Annotated in this window: 14 protein-coding genes, 2 tRNA genes and 1 riboswitch; of the genes, 8 read left to right on the top strand and 8 right to left on the bottom strand. The window is 69.0% G+C overall.

The genetic code is table 11. The features are described 5' to 3' along the window. Position 1: 1 nt before the first annotated feature. Positions 2-1039, bottom strand: coding sequence for a cobalamin biosynthesis protein CobW (cobW, locus tag LV780_RS06840; protein ID WP_117344963.1), 1038 nt, complete (start codon positions 1037-1039; stop codon positions 2-4). Beyond that, a complete protein-coding gene (locus LV780_RS06835; RefSeq protein WP_011908540.1) occupies positions 1036-1395 on the bottom strand; it encodes a DUF1636 family protein in 360 nt (119 codons plus the stop codon). Before LV780_RS06835 ends, cobW begins: the two co-directional genes overlap by 4 nt. Positions 1396-1496: 101 nt before the next feature. Beyond that, a riboswitch (cobalamin riboswitch) is annotated at positions 1497-1691 on the bottom strand. Between the two features lie 113 nt (positions 1692-1804). Here LV780_RS06835 and LV780_RS06830 point away from each other — a divergent pair. After that, a complete protein-coding gene (locus tag LV780_RS06830) occupies positions 1805-3034 on the top strand; it encodes an NnrS family protein (RefSeq protein WP_117344962.1) in 1230 nt (409 codons plus the stop codon). Next, complete coding sequence (gene cobO / locus LV780_RS06825; RefSeq protein ID WP_011908538.1) at positions 3031-3639, top strand: cob(I)yrinic acid a,c-diamide adenosyltransferase; 609 nt, start codon at positions 3031-3033, stop codon at positions 3637-3639. The genes LV780_RS06830 and cobO overlap by 4 nt, the downstream gene beginning before the upstream one ends. Positions 3640-3748: 109 nt before the next feature. Here cobO and LV780_RS06820 read toward each other — a convergent pair. Together LV780_RS06820 and LV780_RS06815 are read right to left on the bottom strand one after the other, a co-directional pair. Further along, positions 3749-3823: transfer RNA gene (locus tag LV780_RS06820), tRNA-Gln, on the bottom strand. An 89-nt stretch (positions 3824-3912) separates the two neighbouring features. After that, a tRNA-Gln gene (locus LV780_RS06815) sits at positions 3913-3987 on the bottom strand. A 97-nt stretch (positions 3988-4084) separates the two neighbouring features. On the opposite strand from LV780_RS06815, the gene LV780_RS06810 reads away from it, so the two are divergent. Next, positions 4085-5263, top strand: coding sequence for a BaiN/RdsA family NAD(P)/FAD-dependent oxidoreductase (locus LV780_RS06810; protein WP_108220177.1), 1179 nt, complete (start codon positions 4085-4087; stop codon positions 5261-5263). 186 nt (positions 5264-5449) lie between these two features. After that, the gene (gene rpe, locus LV780_RS06805; protein WP_011908536.1) at positions 5450-6160 is read left to right on the top strand and encodes a ribulose-phosphate 3-epimerase; all 711 of its coding nucleotides are present in this window, start codon (positions 5450-5452) and stop codon (positions 6158-6160) included. A gap of 169 nt (positions 6161-6329) precedes the next feature. Here rpe and tsf read toward each other — a convergent pair whose 3' ends face one another. Together tsf and rpsB are read right to left on the bottom strand one after the other, a co-directional pair. Beyond that, on the bottom strand, positions 6330-7226 hold the full coding sequence (gene tsf / locus LV780_RS06800) for a translation elongation factor Ts (protein ID WP_011908535.1): 897 nt from the start codon (positions 7224-7226) through the stop codon (positions 6330-6332). Between the two features lie 80 nt (positions 7227-7306). Next, complete coding sequence (rpsB, locus tag LV780_RS06795; protein ID WP_044248041.1) at positions 7307-8068, bottom strand: 30S ribosomal protein S2; 762 nt, start codon at positions 8066-8068, stop codon at positions 7307-7309. Positions 8069-8273: 205 nt separating this feature from the next. Here rpsB and LV780_RS06790 point away from each other — a divergent pair, with 205 nt between their 5' ends. Then, positions 8274-9158: a PfkB family carbohydrate kinase gene (locus LV780_RS06790; RefSeq protein ID WP_011908533.1), complete on the top strand. Its 885-nt coding sequence runs from the start codon at positions 8274-8276 to the stop codon at positions 9156-9158. Continuing rightward, positions 9155-10066 (top strand): pseudouridine-5'-phosphate glycosidase, encoded by a 912-nt coding sequence (locus tag LV780_RS06785; RefSeq protein ID WP_011908532.1) that lies wholly within the window; start codon positions 9155-9157, stop codon positions 10064-10066. The genes LV780_RS06790 and LV780_RS06785 overlap by 4 nt, the downstream gene beginning before the upstream one ends. A 74-nt stretch (positions 10067-10140) precedes the next feature. On the opposite strand, the gene LV780_RS06780 is transcribed toward LV780_RS06785, so the two are convergent. Further along, positions 10141-10914 carry a 3-hydroxybutyrate dehydrogenase gene (locus LV780_RS06780; protein WP_117344961.1) on the bottom strand — a complete coding sequence of 258 codons (774 nt, stop codon included), beginning with the start codon at positions 10912-10914 and terminating at the stop codon, positions 10141-10143. A gap of 294 nt (positions 10915-11208) precedes the next feature. Here LV780_RS06780 and LV780_RS06775 point away from each other — a divergent pair, with 294 nt between their 5' ends. After that, positions 11209-13023, top strand: a complete 1815-nt coding sequence (locus tag LV780_RS06775) for an extracellular solute-binding protein (RefSeq protein WP_108220176.1) — start codon at positions 11209-11211, stop codon at positions 13021-13023. A 15-nt stretch (positions 13024-13038) separates the two neighbouring features. Further along, positions 13039-13170 (top strand): entericidin, encoded by a 132-nt coding sequence (locus LV780_RS06770; protein ID WP_044248039.1) that lies wholly within the window; start codon positions 13039-13041, stop codon positions 13168-13170. 19 nt (positions 13171-13189) lie between these two features. Here the strand turns inward: LV780_RS06770 and LV780_RS06765 are convergent, their stop codons facing one another. Further along, positions 13190-16456, bottom strand: coding sequence for an efflux RND transporter permease subunit (locus LV780_RS06765; RefSeq protein ID WP_108220175.1), 3267 nt, complete (start codon positions 16454-16456; stop codon positions 13190-13192).

The following is a 16456-nucleotide window of genomic DNA, read 5'->3' as shown; positions in this document are numbered from 1 at the left end:
CTCAGCCGATCCGTGCCAGAAGATCCTGCCGGATCGCGGCCTCGTCCAGATCGCCGCGCTCGGCGATGACGACGAGGCGGCTTTGCCGCGCGCCGCTCCAGGGCCGGTCGAACTGGTGGCGGACGCGCGCACCCACCGCCTGCACGAGAAGCCGCATCGGCTTGCCCTGAACCGCCACATGGCCCTTCACGCGGAGGACGTTGCGCTCGGTCGCGAGCGCCCGGATCGCCTCGGCCAGACGCTCGGGATCGGCGATCTCGGGCAGATCGACCACGGTCGAGGCGAAATCGTCGTGCTCGTGATCGTCGGCCCCGTCATGGTGCGACGGGCGGGCGGCGAGATCGTCCTCGGCCGCGGCCTCGATCCCGAGGATCACCTGCGGATCGACCGCGCCCTCGGTCACGGCGAGGATCGGGATCGGCCGCGGCGATTCCGCCTCGACCACCGCGCGCGCGGCGGCAAGGCCCGCCTCGCCCGCGAGATCGGCCTTGGTCAGAAGCACGAGGTCGGCACAGGCGAGCTGATCCTCGAACACTTCCGAGAGCGGGGTCTCGTGATCAGCGCCCTCGGCCTGGGCCTGCGCGGCCACGGCGTCGGCATCGGGGGCAAAGCGGCCCGCGGCGACGGCCTCGGCATCGGCCAGAGCGATCACGCCATCGACCGTGATGCGCGAGCGGATGGCGGGCCAGTCGAAGGCCTTCAGGAGCGGCTTCGGCAGCGCAAGGCCCGAGGTCTCGATCAGGATGTGATCGGGGCGCCTGGGCAGCGCCATCAGCGCCTCGATGGTGGGGATGAACTCGTCGGCCACGGTGCAGCAGAGGCAGCCGTTCGCCAGCTCCACGATCGCCTCGTCGGGGCAGTTCTCGTCGGCGCAGGCGCGGATCAGGTCGCCATCGACGCCCACGGTGCCGAACTCGTTGACCAGGACCGCAAGGCGGCGCCCGCCCGGGTTCTGCATCAGGTGCCGGATCAGCGTGGTCTTTCCGGCGCCGAGGAAGCCCGTGATCACCGTGACGGGGATCTTGGCAAGGTCGGTCATGGCATCTCTCCGATGGGGGGAAGGCGGGCAAGCGACTGCTTGCGGAAGATCTCGGGCCGCTCGCGCCAGGGCACGATGCCGTCGGAGGCGCCCGCATAGGCGGCGGCGCCTTCGAGGATCGCGGGTGCGTCGGCCTCTTCGAGGCGACCATAGACATAGCTCCAGCGGCCGGGCGCCGACAAAGCCACGGCGCAGCCCTGCGAACACGCGGACAGGCATTCGACGGGCCGGACGGTGACGCCCTCGGGGGCATCGGCGGCGAGCGCGGCATGAAGCCGCAGGCCCGGCGTGGCATCGCCCTCGGCCACGGGCTGTCCCGCGCGGCAGGTGGTGCAGACGTGAAGCGTCACGGTCATCGGCCGTCCCTTGTCCTGCGGCGGAAAAGGGGCCCGATCCAGGGGAGGGAGGCGGCACAAGGCGGCACCTCGGTCCACCGGCCGCGGAACACCCCGTCCGCCCGTAAGTCTCAGCGCTGGCAGGTCTCCCGGCTTGCGGATGTGGGGCCTTGCGGTCCCGCGGCGGTCCGCCTTCCCGGCCTTTCGGCCAGTGGCATGGACAACCTCTCCGGTCACGGTCGCGGGGGCGGCTGCCTCTGGGGCATTCCCTCTTCGCCTGTCGCTTGCGGACAGGAACCAGCGCGGCGGCAGTGGTGAGCGAAAGGGCCGCCCTTGTCAAGCCGACGCGGAGGGCCGGGACGAGAGGACGCGGGACGGCTTCACAAGCCGCGCCGGTCGCGGCAGAAGGGCGGACGTAAAGGACGCACCCATGACGCGACTGCATGATCTCTGGCTGGCGCCGCACCGGCCGCTCTTTCTGGGCGCGGGGCTCTGGGCGCTTGCGGCGCTGGTCTGGTGGCAGTGGGGAGAGGCTCTGGGCCTTGCCGCGCCGGTTCTGGGCACATGGGGCCTCTGGCACGGGCATGAGATGCTCTTCGGGCTCGGCTCGGCGGCGGTCGGCGGCTATTTCCTGACCGCGGCGCAAGGATGGCGCGGGTCGGACCCGCTGTCGGGGCGGCCGCTGATGGCGCTGGTCGCGCTCTGGCTGCTGGCGCGGGTGGCGCTGGTGCTGGCGGGACTTTGGCCCGCGGCGCCGATCTGGCTGATCCAGCCCGCGGCTTGCGCCTATTTCCTTGCGCTGGCCGGGATGCTGCTGCGCGAGGCGCTGCTGGCCAGGCGCTGGACCAAGATCGGCTTCGGGGCAGGGGTCCTGGCCTACGGGCTGGCCGAGACGCTCTATCTGCGGGCCGCGCTCACGGATGGTTTGCCCGACGCGGCCACCATGGTGCGCGTGGGCTGGATGTTCTTCGCGCTCAAGATCTCGATCATCGGCGGGCGGATGGTGCCGGCCTTCACGCTGAACTGGCTGCGGCAGGTTCAAAGCCCGGCGCCCGACCCCGCACCGCGACCCGTCCTTGGCTGGTGCGCGCTGGGGTTGCTCTGGCTTGCGCTGGCGCTGGCCTTCCTGGGCGAGGAGACGGTCTCGGCCCTCTGCCTCGTCGGCGCGGGGATCGCGCAGGGCCTGCGCCTTGCGGGCTGGCGCGGCTGGCGGGTGCGGGCGAACCGGCTTCTGCTGCTCCTCCACATCACCTTTGGCTGGCTGGCGGCGGGGCTCGTCCTCGTGGGACTCGCGCGGCTGAACCTGGTGCCCATCGCCGAGATGGACGCGCTTCACGCATTGACCATGGGGGCGATGTCGGGAATGATCCTCTCGCTGGCCTCGCGGGCCGCAGCCCCCCGCGACGGAGGCCCGCTGCGGGCGCGGCCGACGATGCTTCTGGCTTTCGCGCTGGTCTGGTCGGCCGCGCTCCTGCGCCTTTCGGCGCCCGTGATCGCCGGCTTCGATGCTGTCCCTGTAGCCGCGATGCTCTGGTGCGCGGGCTGGATATCCTTCCTCGCGGGCTACCTGCCCACCGTCGTCGGGCCCCTTGCCCGACCCGTCTTCTCCGGCCCGCGCGCGGCAGCGCCGCAGGTCGTCCAGATCAGGATGCCAAGATGACCGACATGAACCAGCGCCACGCCGAGAAGAAGGCCCGCATCAAGGAAGCGCGCGACCGGATGATGGCCGCCAAGACAGGCGAGAAGGGCCTGATCATCGTCCATACCGGGACGGGCAAGGGCAAATCCTCGGCCGGATTCGGAATGATCCTGCGCTGCATCGCCCACGGGATGCCCTGCGCGGTGGTCCAGTTCATCAAGGGCGCGTGGGACACGGGCGAGCGGCGGCTGCTGACGACGCACTTTGGCGACCTCTGCCAGTTCCATGCGATGGGCGAGGGCTTCACCTGGGAGACGCAGGACCGCGAGCGCGACATCGCCGCGGCCCGTGCCGGCTGGGACAAGGCGAGGGAGCTGATCCGGGATCCGTCCATCCGCATGGTGCTGCTCGACGAGATCAACATCGCGCTGCGCTACGACTATCTCGACCTGGCCGAGGTGCTGGCCTTCCTGGCCGAGGACAAGCCGCCGATGACCCATGTCGTCCTGACCGGGCGGAACGCGAAGCCCGACCTGATCGAGGCGGCCGATCTCGTGACCGAGATGGAGATGGTCAAGCATCCGTTCCGGGCCGGGATCAAGGGGCAGCCGGGCGTCGAGTTCTAGGCGACGGGCGGGGGACAGGCGCCTTGCGTCTCCCGCATCCTCCAAAGCCCGGATCAGGACGAGGGGCGGGCGCAGGTCGCGCCGAATGTCGGTCTGAACGGAGATGAATTGGCTGGGGCGGCTGGATTCGAACCAACGAATGGCGGTACCAAAAACCGCTGCCTTACCACTTGGCGACGCCCCAACTGTGCGGCCGGTTTAACAAAGGCTGCTCTGGGCCGCAAGAGCAACCGGCCCTCCGCACCGGGGGCCTGCGGCCTCCGAGTGACGAAGTGGCTGGGGCGGCTGGATTCGAACCAACGAATGGCGGTACCAAAAACCGCTGCCTTACCACTTGGCGACGCCCCAACTGCGGCGGTGTTTAGCGAAGCCTCCGGACCTCCGCAAGGGGCAGGTCGAAGATTTCTCGCATTGTCCCGAAGATCGGTGCAAGTTATGGAGACGCATGGAAAAAACCGACGTCTTGATCCTTGGGGCAGGGGCCGCGGGCATGTTCTGCGCCATTGAGGCGGGCCGGCGCGGACGCCGCACGCTGGTGCTGGATCACGCCCGCGCCCCCGGCGAGAAGATCCGCATCTCGGGGGGCGGGCGGTGCAACTTCACCAACCTCGGCATTGCGCCCGAGCGGTTCCTGTCGCGCAACCCGCGCTTTGCGCTCTCGGCCCTCAAGCGGTTCACCCAGTGGGACTTCATCGCCCGGCTGGATGCCGAGGGCATCGCCTGGCACGAGAAGACGCTGGGCCAGCTCTTCTGCGACGGGCCGGCGACGCAGATCGTGGACATGCTGGTGCGCCAGATGCGCGAGGCAGGGGTCGAGCTGCGGCTGGGAGTGGAACCCGGCGAGATCCGGGCCGTGCCGGACGGATTCGAGGTGGCAACCTCGCGCGGGCCGGTGCGGGCGGCGTCGGTCGTGGTGGCGACAGGCGGCAAGTCGATCCCGAAGATGGGGGCCACGGGCTATGCCTACCGCGTGGCCGAGAGCTTTGGCCTGCCGGTGGTCGAGACGCGGCCGGGCCTCGTGCCGCTCACCTTCGCCGCGCAGGAACTCGAGCGGTTGAAGGAGCTTGCCGGTCTTTCCGTTCCCGCGCGGATCACCGCTGACGGGGTGTGCTTCGAGGAGGCGCTGCTCTTCACCCACAGGGGTCTCTCGGGGCCCGCGATCCTGCAGGCGAGTTCCTACTGGCGCGAGGGGATGCCGATTGCCGTAAACCTCACGCCCGGCGCCGATCTGTCGGCTGCGCTGCGCGCTGCGCGGGACGCGGGGCCGAAAAGCGCCGTGCGCACCGTCCTGGCCCGGCATCTTCCCGAGCGTCTTGCGCGGCACATGGAGAGCGTGACGGGCATTGAGGGGCCGATCGGGGCCCAGTCGAACGCCACCCTCGAGCGCCTCTCGCAACTTCTGCGGCAGTGGGAATTGCGGCCCGTGGGCACCGAAGGCTACCGCACGGCCGAGGTCACCCTCGGCGGCGTCAGCACCGATCACCTTGATGCACGCACCCTTGTGGCACGGTCCGTCCCGGGCCTGCATTTCATCGGCGAGGCCGTCGATGTCACCGGCTGGCTCGGCGGCTACAATTTCCAGTGGGCCTGGTCCTCGGGATGGGCCGCCGGCCAGGCCGTCTAGGCGGACGGGCGATCCGGTCCGAGACCCGGCGGGAGCCTCGGAAAAGGCTGTCGGGTGGCGGCCCCGACACCGATACGGCTGATTCTGATAATCAACGTTATGTAATATATGCGGTGAGACTTAAGAGTGCCTTGAAGCGGCCCGCCGCCTTGGGCTAAGCGGTCCTTACCCTGTAGGAGCGTTGCCATGTCCTTCGATCGCCGTATCAAGATCGCCCCCTCGATCCTGTCCGCAGATTTCGCAAACTTCGGTGCCGAGTGCCGCGCCATTGAGGCTCAGGGCTGCGACTGGGTGCATGTCGACGTGATGGACGGACATTTCGTGCCCAACCTGACCTTCGGGCCGGCCATGTGCGCGGCGATCCGGCCGCATATCAAGGGCACGATGGACGTCCACCTGATGATTGCGCCGGTCGATCCCTACATCGACGCCTTCGCCAGCGCCGGCGCCGATGTCATCACCGCCCATCTCGAAGCCGGTCCGCACATTCACCGCACCCTTCAGGCCATCCGCGGCGCAGGCTGCAAGGCCGGTCTCGCGCTGAACCCCGGCACCGGCCTCGACGCGGTGGCGCATCTGCTCGACCTGCTCGACCTGGTCTGCGTCATGACCGTCAACCCCGGCTTCGGCGGGCAGAAATTCATCGAGAGCCAGGTGGCCAAGGTGCGCGATCTGCGCGCGCTGATCGGGGATCGGCCGATCCATATCGAGATCGACGGCGGCGTGACGCCCGAGACCGCGCCTCGGGTGGCGGCCGCGGGCGCGGACGTTCTGGTGGCGGGCTCGGCCGTGTTCAAGGGAGGCTCGGTCGACAATCCCGCACCGTACGGCGCCAACATCCGCGCGATCCGCGAAGCGGCCGAAGGCGCCCTCGCCCAGACAGTCGCCGCGAAATAACCCTTGGCGACAGAGGGTTGCCGCCCTCGGCTCAACCACCATCCGAAGTCAGCGAGCGGCCCCGGCCGCTCGTTTTCGTTTGGGCGGCTGGAACCGGAGTCTGGCGCCATGAGGATATGAAAAAGGCGCGACCCGAAGGCCGCGCCCCTGGAGCTTGATCAGAACCGGATCAGCCGGCGAGGGTCTTGGCGACCTCGGCGGCGAAATCCTCTTTCTCCTTCTCGATGCCCTCGCCCACGGCCATGCGGACAAAGCCCAGGATCTCGACGCCGGCCTGTTTCGCGGCTTCGGCCACGGTCACGTCCGGGTTGATCACGAACTTCTGGCCGAGCAGCGTGTTCTCTTCGAGGAACTTCTTCATCCGCCCCGGGATGATGTTGTTCTCGATCACCGAATCCGGCTTCGGCTTGGCCGAGGCGGCGTTCTCTTCCAGCGCCTTCTGGGTCTGGACGGCCCGCTCACGCTCGACGAGGGTCGGGTCGAGGTCGGCTTCCGACAGCGCCATCGGCGAGGTCGCGGCGATGTGCATGGCGATCTGCTTGGCGATGCCGTTGTCGGCACCCTTCACGGCCACCAGAACGCCGATCTTGCCGAGGCCATCGGCCGCCGCGTTGTGGACATAGGCCGCAACCGAATCGCCCGAGATCTTGGCCATCCGGCGCAGGGTCATGTTCTCGCCGATGACGGCGATGGTTTCCTGCAGCGTGGTCTCGACCGTCTTGCCACCCATGTCGGCCGCCTTCAGCGCCTCGACATCATCGACCGACAGCGCGGCCTGGGTGAAGCCCGTCACCATCGTCTGGAAGTCGGCGTTCTTGGCCACGAAGTCGGTTTCCGAGTTCACCTCGACCGCGACGCCCGTGCCGCCCGAGACGGCGACGCCAACGAGGCCCTCGGCCGCGGTGCGGCCGGCCTTCTTGGCCGCCTTCGCCAGACCCTTGGTACGCAGCCAGTCCACGGCGGCTTCCATGTCGCCGTCGGTCTCGGTCAGCGCCTTCTTGGCGTCCATCATGCCTGCGCCGGTCGACTCGCGCAGTTCCTTCACCATCTGGGCGGTGATTGCCATTGCGGCTCTCCTCAGTGAATTGGAAAAACCCGGACGGGGTGTAACCCCCGCCCGGTAACGGGATTGCGACGAACGGCCGATCAGGCCTCGAGCGTCTCTTCCTCGGGGGCCACGTCGAGCGCGCCAAGGTCGATCCCGGCGGCACCCATCTGGGCGCTCATGCCGTCGAGGGCCGCACGCGACACGAGATCACAGTACAGAGCGATGGCGCGGGCCGCGTCATCATTGCCCGGGATGATGTAGTCCACGCCCTTGGGCGAGTTGTTGGTATCGACCACGGCCACGACCGGGATCCCCAGCTTCTGCGCTTCGGCGATGGCGAGGTCTTCCTTGCCCACGTCGATGATGAAGATCAGGTCCGGGGTGCCGCCCATCTCGCGGATGCCGCCGAGCGAGGCCTGCAGCTTCTGCTGCTCGCGCTCCATGTTCAGCCGCTCTTTCTTGGTCAGGCCCTCGGCGCCGTGGGCGAGCAGCTCGTCCAGGTTCTTCAGGCGCTGGATCGACTGCGAGACGGTCTTCCAGTTGGTGAGCGTGCCGCCCAGCCAGCGGTGGTTCATGTAGTGCTGCGCGCATTTCTCGGCGGCTTCGGCGATCGGCTTCTGGGCCTGACGCTTGGTGCCGACGAAGAGGATGCGGCCGCCCTTGGCGACGGTGTCGCGCACGACCTTGAGCGCCTGGTCCAGCATCGGGACCGTCTGCGTCAGGTCAACGATGTGGATGCCGTTGCGGTCGCCGTAGATGAACTCCGCCATCTTCGGGTTCCAGCGAGCGGTCTGGTGGCCGTAGTGAACGCCAGCTTCAAGCAGCTGACGCATGGAAAACTCGGGGAGCGCCATGTCCATGTCCTTTCCGGTTTGCGCCTCGGCGAAGCCTTGTAGAGGGTGTTCCCCCAACCGGTGGACCAACGGGGATGTCTCCCCCGCGAGCCCGGGCTCCGCCTGTGAAGTGCGCGCGCTTTAGCCCTCCCGTGCGGGGATTGCAAGCCCCGCGACCTTCCGGCGAGGCGAGACGCTTGCCCGCGGGCGCCGGAGCGGGCATCAAGCCGGTATGAGCCTGCCCGACATCCTCTGCATCGGTTCCGCCCACTGGGATCTGATCGGCCACACGGCCCATGCACTTCCGGCGGGCGCCGACGTGCCGGGAACCGTGTCGCGGATGCCGGGGGGCGTGGCCTTCAACATCGCCCGCGCCCTCGCCCGCGAGGGGCTTTCGGTGGCGCTGTTGGCCGCGGTGGGGGCGGATGCCGAGGGCGAAGGGCTGGCACGGGCCGGCGCGACGGCCGGGATCGACATGCGCTTCCTCCACCGCGGCACGGCCACCGACCTCTATCTCGCGCTCGAGTCGCAGGGCGCGCTGGCGGCTGCGGTGGCGGATGCCCGCGCGCTGGAAGAGGCGGGCGAGGCGGTGCTGGCGCCGCTTCTCGACGGGCGCCTTGCCACGCCCGCCCTGCCCTTCGGCGGTCCGCTGGTGATCGACGCGAACCTGCCCGAGGCGGTTCTGGACCGGCTCGCAGCCTCCGTCCGCGCCTGCGCGAGCCTGCGGCTGGCGCCCGCCAGCCCCGCCAAGGCGCCGCGCCTCGCGCCGCTCATGGGCCATCCCCGTGCCGTGCTTCACCTCAACCGCGCCGAGGCAGGCATGATCTGCGGCGCCACCTTTCCGACCTCGCTGGCCGCCGCCGAGGCGCTTCTGGAGGCGGGCGTGCGCCGGGCGATCGTGACCGACGGCGCCCTGCCCGCCACCGACGGCTGCGCCCTGCGCGGCCTGCTGCAGGCCTGCCCGCCCGCCATTGTCGGCCGCCGGGCCACCGGGGCCGGCGATGCCTTCCTCGCCGCCCATCTTGCCGCCGAACATCGCGGCGCCGGACGTGAGGCCGCGCTCGCCGCCGCCCTTGCCGCCGCCGCATCCCTTGTCTCAGGAGATCTCAGCCCATGACCGCACCGCTTGCCCTTCATCCCGAGGTCGCCGAGGCGCTGCACGCAGGACAGCCCGTCGTGGCGCTGGAATCGACCATCATCACCCACGGCATGCCCTATCCGCAGAACGTCGAGACCGCGCGCGAGGTCGAGGCCGAGGTCCGCGCGGCCGGCGCCGTTCCCGCCACCATCGCGGTGATGGAGGGCCGGATCCGCGTGGGCCTCGCCGAGGCCGAGCTGGAGCGGCTGGCGCTGGCCGAAGAGGTGATGAAGCTCTCGCGGGCCGATCTCGCCGTCTGCCTCGCAACAGGGGCGACCGGCTCGACCACGGTCGCGGCCACCATGATCGCCGCCCGGCTGGCCGGGATTGCGGTCTTTGCCACCGGCGGCATCGGTGGCGCACATCGCGGCGCCGAAGAGAGCTTCGACATCTCGGCGGACCTGCACGAACTTGCCCAGACCGCCGTGACGGTCGTCTCGGCGGGCGCCAAGGCCATCCTCGACCTGCCCAAGACCTTCGAGCTGCTTGAGACGCTGGGCGTGCCGGTCATCGCCGTGGGGCAGGACGAGATCCCAGCCTTCTGGTCGCGCCAGTCCGGGCTGCGCGCGCCGATCCGCCTCGACAGCGCCGAGGAGATCGCCGCCGCCCACCTCATGCGCGCGCGGCTGGGCCTGCCCGGGGGACAGCTGGTGACGAACCCGATCCCCGCCGAAGCCGAGATCCCCCTCGCCGAGATCGAGGCGGTGGTGGCGCGCGCCATCGCCACCGCCGAGGCGCAGGGCGTCGCCGCCAAGGCGGTCACGCCCTTCCTGCTCGACCTGATCTTCGACCTGACCGACGGCCGTTCGCTGGCCGCCAACCGGGCCCTCGTCCTGTCGAACGCTCGCCTCGCCGCCTCCATCGCCCGCGCCCTGACGAAAGGCTGAAACCGCGGCCCCTTCATTCTGGCTCAAATATCCGCGGGGGTCCGGGGGCAGCCGCCCCCGGCCGCGGCCGGCCCTCAGAGCGCCGTCCAGCCGCCGTCCACCGAGATCGTGGTGCCGGTGATCTGCTCCGCCGCCGCCGTGCAGAGGAACACGACCGTGCCGCCGATCTGCGCCGTCGTCGCGAACTGCCGCGAGGGCTGGCGCTGCAGCATGACCTCGCGGATCACCGTCTCGCGGTCCATGTCATGCGCCTTCATCTGGTCGGGGATCTGGGCCTCGACGAGCGGCGTCAGCACATAGCCGGGGCAGATCGCGTTGCAGGTGATCCCCTTGCCCGCGGTCTCCAGCGCGGTGACCTTGGTGAATCCCACCACCCCGTGCTTGGCCGCCACATAGGCCGACTTGTAGGGGCTCGCCGTCAGGCCATGCGCCGAGGCGATGTTGACGATCCGCCCCCAGCCCGCCGCGCGCATCCCCGGCAGGGCGGCCGCCGTGGTGTGGAAGGCCGACGAGAGGTTGATCGCCAGGATCGCGTCCCACTTCCCGGCCGGGAACTCCTCGATCGAGGCGACATGCTGGATGCCCGCATTGTTCACGAGAATGTCGCAGCCGCCCGCCCTCTCGACCAGCGCCCGGCACTCCTCGCCCTTCGACATGTCGGCGGCGATGTAGCGGCACGGGACGCCATGTTCGCGGCCGATCTTCTCGGCAAGGGCATGATCCTCGCAGCGGTCGGTGAAGGAGTTGATGATCACCTCGGCCCCTGCCCGCGCCAGCTCCTCGGCGCAGCCAAGACCGATGCCCGAGTTCGAGCCGGTGACGATGGCCCTCTTGCCTTTCAGATCCATGATCCTGCCTCCCGTCGTTTCCACCTGCGCCAGAACTAGCCGGGCGCCGCCGCAATGGCGAGACGGAACGGGCGCGATCGGGCCCCTGTCATTCGCGAAGCGCGAAAAAAAAACGCCGGCACGAAGCCGGCGTTCAGTCGTTGAGGCAGGTTTCATACAGGCAAGAAACCTATCGAGCAGTAGGATACTTATACGACCTTCTCCGCCGGTGTCCAAGGTAAAAGTTTGAAAAGGTTACCGCCCGCCGCTAAATCTGGCGCCCTGCGGACCGGCCATCGAGGAGTTGTTGCCCGAATGATACAGGATTATCGGCCCGCCCTCAGGGGTCTCATGGCAGCCGCGGGCCTTGCAGTCTGGGGATTCGCAGCCGCCTCGGAACCGCGCCACGGCATAGCTATGTATGGCGAACCTGCGCTTCCACCGGATTTTGTGTCCCTGCCATATGCCAATCCCGACGCCCCCAGGGGCGGGCGGATCGTGCTGGGCGAGACGGGCGGATTCGATTCCCTCAACCCCTATATCGTGAAGGGCCGCGCGCCCTACTCGCTCGCCCCGCTCGCCGTCGAGAGCCTCATGGGGCGCTCGATCGACGAGCCCTTCACCCTCTACGGCCTTCTTGCCGAATCGGTAGAGACCGACCCGGAGCGGACCTGGGTCGAGTTCACCCTGCGCGAGGGCGCGCGATTCTCGGACGGATCGCCCGTGACGGTCGAGGATGTCCTGTGGTCGTTCGAGGAACTGGGCACCCGCGGCATGCCGCGCTACTGGATCGCCTGGCAGAAGATCGCCTCGGCCGAGCAGACCGGACCGCGCTCCGTCCGCTTCACCTTCACCGAACAGGACCGCGAACTGCCGCTGGTGCTGGGCCTGCGTCCCGTCCTGAAGAAGGCCCAGTGGGAGGGGCGCGACTTCGCGGCCTCGGGGTTCGAGGCGCCGATCGGCTCGGGGCCCTACATCCTCGAGAGCTTCGAGCCGGGGCGCTCACTGCGCTACCGGCGCAACCCCGACTGGTGGGGGCAGGACCTGCCCTTCAACCGCGGCCTTCACAATTTCGACGAGGTGACGGTCGAATATTTCGGCGACAGCAGCGTCGCGTTCGAGGCCTTCAAGGCCGGCGCCCTCTCGGTCTTCCGCGAGACCAGCGCGGCCAAATGGGCGACGCATTACGACTTTCCCGCCGTGCGAAGCGGCGCGATCGTCCGGTCCGAGATCCCGCACGGGCGCCCGTCGGGCATGGAGGGGCTGGTGATGAACACGCGCCGGCCGATCTTCGCCGACTGGCGCGTGCGCGAGGCGCTGATCCAGGCCTTCAACTTCGAACTGATCAACCGCACCCTCACCGGCGGGGCCGAGCCGCGCATCGCCTCCTACTTCTCGAACTCCGACCTCGGGATGGCGGTCGGCGCGCCGGCCGAGGGGCGCGAACGCGCGCTGCTCGAACCCTACGCGGCCGATCTGCTGCCCGGCACGCTCGAGGGCTACGCGCTGCCGGTCTCGGACGGCGGCGAAGCCAACCGGCAGGGCTTGAGGGTCGCGACGCGGCTTCTCGCCGAGGCGGGATGGCGGGTCGAAGACGGGGTGCTGACAGGGGCCGACGGGCGGCCCTTCCGGTTCGAGATCCTGCTGCCGCAGGGGGCCGATGCAATGATCTCGGCCGCCAACATCTACCGGCAGGCGCTGGCGCGGCTCGGGATCTCGGTCAGCATCGCGGCGGTGGATCCGGCGCAATACAAGCAGCGGGTGGACAACCAGCAGTTCGACATGACGAGCTTCCTGCGCTCGCTCTCGCTCTCGCCCGGCAACGAGCAGATGCTCTACTGGTCGGCGGAGGGCAAGGACGCCCCCGGCTCGCGCAACCTGATGGGGATGGAGAGCCCGGCGGCCGAGGCGATGATCCGCGGGATGCTGGCCACCGATGACCCGGCCGAGTTTCAAGCCTCCGTGAGGGCGCTCGACCGGATCCTGACGGCCGGTAGATATGTCATTCCGATGTGGTATCCTCGGGTTTCGCGGCTGGCGCATGACAGGCACCTGCGCTATCCGGCGACCACACCCATCTATGGCGACTGGCCGGGGTTCCTGCCGGACGTCTGGTGGCAAGAAAACTGAGAGCGAGCGGACAAGATGAAGAAACTGGTGGTTCTGGCGGCCGTCGCGGCCGTCCTGCAGGGCTGCAACACGGTGGCGGGCGTCGGTCAGGACATCACGGGCGGCGCGAACCGCGTCGGCAACTGGATCCTCGGCCCCGGTTACTGACCAGCCCGCGGTCGCCGCCCTACTGGGCGACGAAGATGCGGCGCGGCGCCTTTTCGAGGTCGGCCACACGCACCTGCAGCGCCTCGAGATCGGCCTCGCGCGCGGCCAGCCGTTCCGCCAGTTCTTCGGCGGTGGGCGGCTCGGGCTCGTGCTCGCGCGCACCGGCGATCCCGCTGAAGAGCCGGGCGATCAGCCGTGAGAGATCGTCCATGATCAGGAAGAACGAGGGCACGATCACGAGGCTCAGGATCGTCGAGACGATGATCCCGCCGATCACCGCCGTGGCCATCGGCGCCCGGAACGGCCCGCCCTCGCCCACACCCAGCGCCGAGGGCAGCATCCCCGCCGACATGGCGATCGAGGTCATCACGATCGGCCGCGCCCGCTTGTGACCGGCCTCCATGATCGCGGAGAAGCGGTCCATCCCGCGCGCCCGCATCTCGACCGCGAAATCCACCAGCAGGATCGCGTTCTTGGTCACGATCCCCATCAGCATCAGGATCCCGATCAGCACCGGCATCGACAGGGCCGAGCCGGTCAGGATCAGCGCCGCGGCCACGCCGCCGATGGCCAGCGGCAGCGACAGCAGGATGGTGAAGGGCTGCAGCACCGAGCGGAAGAGCAGGATCAGCACCGTCAGCACGAGCATCAGCCCGAGGATCATGGCATTGCCGAAGCTGGTCATCAGCTCCTGCTGCACCTCGGCGTCGCCCGCCTCCTGGATGCGGACGGTGGGCGGCAGCTCGGTGCTCTCGGTGATCTCCTTGAAGCGCGCCGACGCGGTCCCCAGCGCCACGCCCACCGGAAGGTTCGCCCCGATGGTCGCGCGCCGCTCGCGGTTGAGGCGGTCCACCACGCTCGGCCCTTCCGCGATGCGCAGATCCGCCACGGCCGAGAGCGGCACCTGCACGCCCGACGCCGTCGTGACCTTGAGCGCCGCGATCCGAGCCAGATCGCCCCGCGCCGAGGTGGCAAGCTGCACCCGGACCGGGATCTGCCGGCCATCGAGCGATATTTTGGCAAGGCTCGCGTCGATGTCGCCGATGGTGGCCACCCGCAGGATCTCGGCGATCTGCGCGGTGGTGACACCCAGCCGGGCCGCCTCGTCGGTGCGGGGGGTGATCTGCAGTTCGGGCCGGGGCAGCGCGCCTTCCGAGGCCACGTCGGCCAGAAGCGGATCGCCGCGCAGCGCCGATTCCAGCCGCGCCACGGCTTCGTTCAGGTCCGCCTCGTTGGTCGATAGGATCGAGAAGCTCAGGTCCCGCTCGCCCCGGTCGTTCAGCTTGAAGGCCCGCACGTCGGGAAGGTCGGACAGCAGCCGGAAGATCTCGGCCTCGATCTCGTTCTGCGGCCGGACCCGGCCCACAGGATCCAGTTGCGGCACGAAGGGTCCCACCAGAGGCAGCCGGCCCGCCAGCGAGACGATCCGGTAGCTCAGCCGGTGGTCGAGCTTTTCCAGGAGCACCGTCACCGCCGCGCGGCGGATGTCGCGCTCGCCCGTGGGCGAGGCGCCGCCCAGCACGAAGACATTCTCGACGCCCTCGACTCCCCGGATCCGTTCCAGCATCGCCAGCGTGGTGCGGTCGGTCTCGTCGAGCGAGGTGCCCGGTGCAAGCTCGACGCTGAGCGGTATGCGGCTCACGTCCTCGGGCGGGATGAAGCTGCCGGGAATGCGCAGCATGAAGAACATCGACAGCGCGAAGACGGCGATGGCCGCCACAAGCGTCAGGTAGCGCATCCGCAGCGTCTGCTTCACCAGCGCCAGATAGCCGCGCATGAGGATGCCATCCTGATGCGGCTTCTCGTCGGCGTCCTTCGGGCGCATCAGGTAGGCGGCCATCATCGGCGTGATGAGCCGCGCCACCATCAGCGAGAACAGCACCGAAATCGCCACCGTCAGCCCGAACTGCGCGAAATACTGCCCCGGTATGCCCGGCATGAACGAGACCGGCACGAAGACCGCGACGATGGTGAGCGAGGTGGCGATGACCGCCATGCCGATCTCGTCGGCGGCATCTATGGCGGCCCGGAAGGGTGACTTGCCCATGCGGATGTGCCGCGCGATGTTCTCGATCTCGACGATGGCATCGTCCACGAGGATCCCGGTGGCCAGCGTGATCGCAAGGAAGCTCACGAGGTTCAGCGAGAAGCCGAGCAGGTCCATCACGAAGAAGGTGGGCACCGCCGAAAGCGGCAGGGCCAGCGCCGCGATGAAGGTCGCGCGCCAGTTCCGCAGGAAGGCGAGCACCACGAGCGTCGCCAGCAGCGCCCCCTCGAGCAGCGTGTGAAGGGCCGCCTCGTAGTTGCCGTAGGTGTAGAAGACCGTGTCATCGACCAGCTCGGTCCGCACCTCGGGATGGGCGGCGGCGAGATCGGCCAGCACGGAATTGACCGTCTCGGCCACCGAGACCTCGCTGGCCCCCTTGGCGCGGAAGACCGCGAAGGTCACCACGGGCTCGCCGTTGAAGCGCGAGAAGGAGCGCGGCTCCTCGTAGCTGTCCACGACCGTGCCCAGATCCGACAGCCGCACGAAGCGCCCCGAGGGCAGCGCGATCGTGGTCAGGGCCAGCCGGTCCGCCGTGGCCGCATCACCCAGAACCCGGATCGCCTGCTCGCCCTGCCCCAGTTCCGCCCGGCCCGAGCCGAGGTTGGCGTTCGTCGCGCGCAGTTGGGCGTTCACCTGAGGCGCGGTGATGCCGAAACTGTCCAGCTTCACCGGATCAAGCTCGACCCGGATCTCGCGCTCGGCCCCGCCGTAGCGGTCCACCCGGCCGATTCCGGGCCTGCCCTGCAGGGAGCGCGTGATCGTGTCGTCCACGAACCACGACAGCTCTTCGATGGTCATGTTCGGCGAGGAGACGGCAAAGGTCATGATCGCCTGACCCTCGACGTCGATCCGGGTCACGATGGGCGCCTCGATGTCGCCCGGCAGGTCGCCCCGGATCTGGTCGATCGCATCCTTGGTGTCCTGCACCGCCTTGTCGGTCGGCACCTCCATGCGGAACTCGGCCACCGTGGTCGAGCGGCCGTCCACCACGGTCGAGGTGATGTTCTTCACCCCCGTGATGCCCGCCACGGCGTCCTCGATCTCCTTGGTGACCTGCGTCTCCATCTCGGCGGGCGCCGCGCCCGCCTGATCGACCGTCACCGCCACCAGCGGCACGTCGATGTTGGGAAAGCGCGTGATCGGCAGGGTGTTGAAGGACTGCCAGCCCAGCACCATCAGCAGCACGAAGCCGAGGATCGGCGCGACCGGATTGCGGATCGACCAGGCGGAGAAGTTCAT

This window comes from Cereibacter azotoformans, assembly GCF_021391315.1.
Classification (GTDB): domain Bacteria; phylum Pseudomonadota; class Alphaproteobacteria; order Rhodobacterales; family Rhodobacteraceae; genus Cereibacter_A; species Cereibacter_A azotoformans.
Note: the sequence above shows the minus strand (reverse complement) of the source record. Positions and strands in the feature narration are given on the sequence as shown.

Bases quoted from the DNA above. Each gene is read 5' to 3' on its own strand.
- cobW (WP_117344963.1), bottom strand. From the start codon at position 1,039: ATGACCGACCTTGCCAAGATCCCCGTCACGGTGATCACGGGCTTCCTC.
- LV780_RS06835 (WP_011908540.1), bottom strand. From the start codon at position 1,395: ATGACCGTGACGCTTCACGTCTGCACCACCTGCCGCGCGGGACAGCCC.
- LV780_RS06830 (WP_117344962.1), top strand. From the start codon at position 1,805: ATGACGCGACTGCATGATCTCTGGCTGGCGCCGCACCGGCCGCTCTTT.
- cobO (WP_011908538.1), top strand. From the start codon at position 3,031: ATGACCGACATGAACCAGCGCCACGCCGAGAAGAAGGCCCGCATCAAG.
- LV780_RS06810 (WP_108220177.1), top strand. From the start codon at position 4,085: ATGGAAAAAACCGACGTCTTGATCCTTGGGGCAGGGGCCGCGGGCATG.
- rpe (WP_011908536.1), top strand. From the start codon at position 5,450: ATGTCCTTCGATCGCCGTATCAAGATCGCCCCCTCGATCCTGTCCGCA.
- tsf (WP_011908535.1), bottom strand. From the start codon at position 7,226: ATGGCAATCACCGCCCAGATGGTGAAGGAACTGCGCGAGTCGACCGGC.
- rpsB (WP_044248041.1), bottom strand. From the start codon at position 8,068: ATGGACATGGCGCTCCCCGAGTTTTCCATGCGTCAGCTGCTTGAAGCT.
- LV780_RS06790 (WP_011908533.1), top strand. From the start codon at position 8,274: ATGAGCCTGCCCGACATCCTCTGCATCGGTTCCGCCCACTGGGATCTG.
- LV780_RS06785 (WP_011908532.1), top strand. From the start codon at position 9,155: ATGACCGCACCGCTTGCCCTTCATCCCGAGGTCGCCGAGGCGCTGCAC.
- LV780_RS06780 (WP_117344961.1), bottom strand. From the start codon at position 10,914: ATGGATCTGAAAGGCAAGAGGGCCATCGTCACCGGCTCGAACTCGGGC.
- LV780_RS06775 (WP_108220176.1), top strand. From the start codon at position 11,209: ATGATACAGGATTATCGGCCCGCCCTCAGGGGTCTCATGGCAGCCGCG.
- LV780_RS06770 (WP_044248039.1), top strand. From the start codon at position 13,039: ATGAAGAAACTGGTGGTTCTGGCGGCCGTCGCGGCCGTCCTGCAGGGC.
- LV780_RS06765 (WP_108220175.1), bottom strand. From the start codon at position 16,456: ATGAACTTCTCCGCCTGGTCGATCCGCAATCCGGTCGCGCCGATCCTC.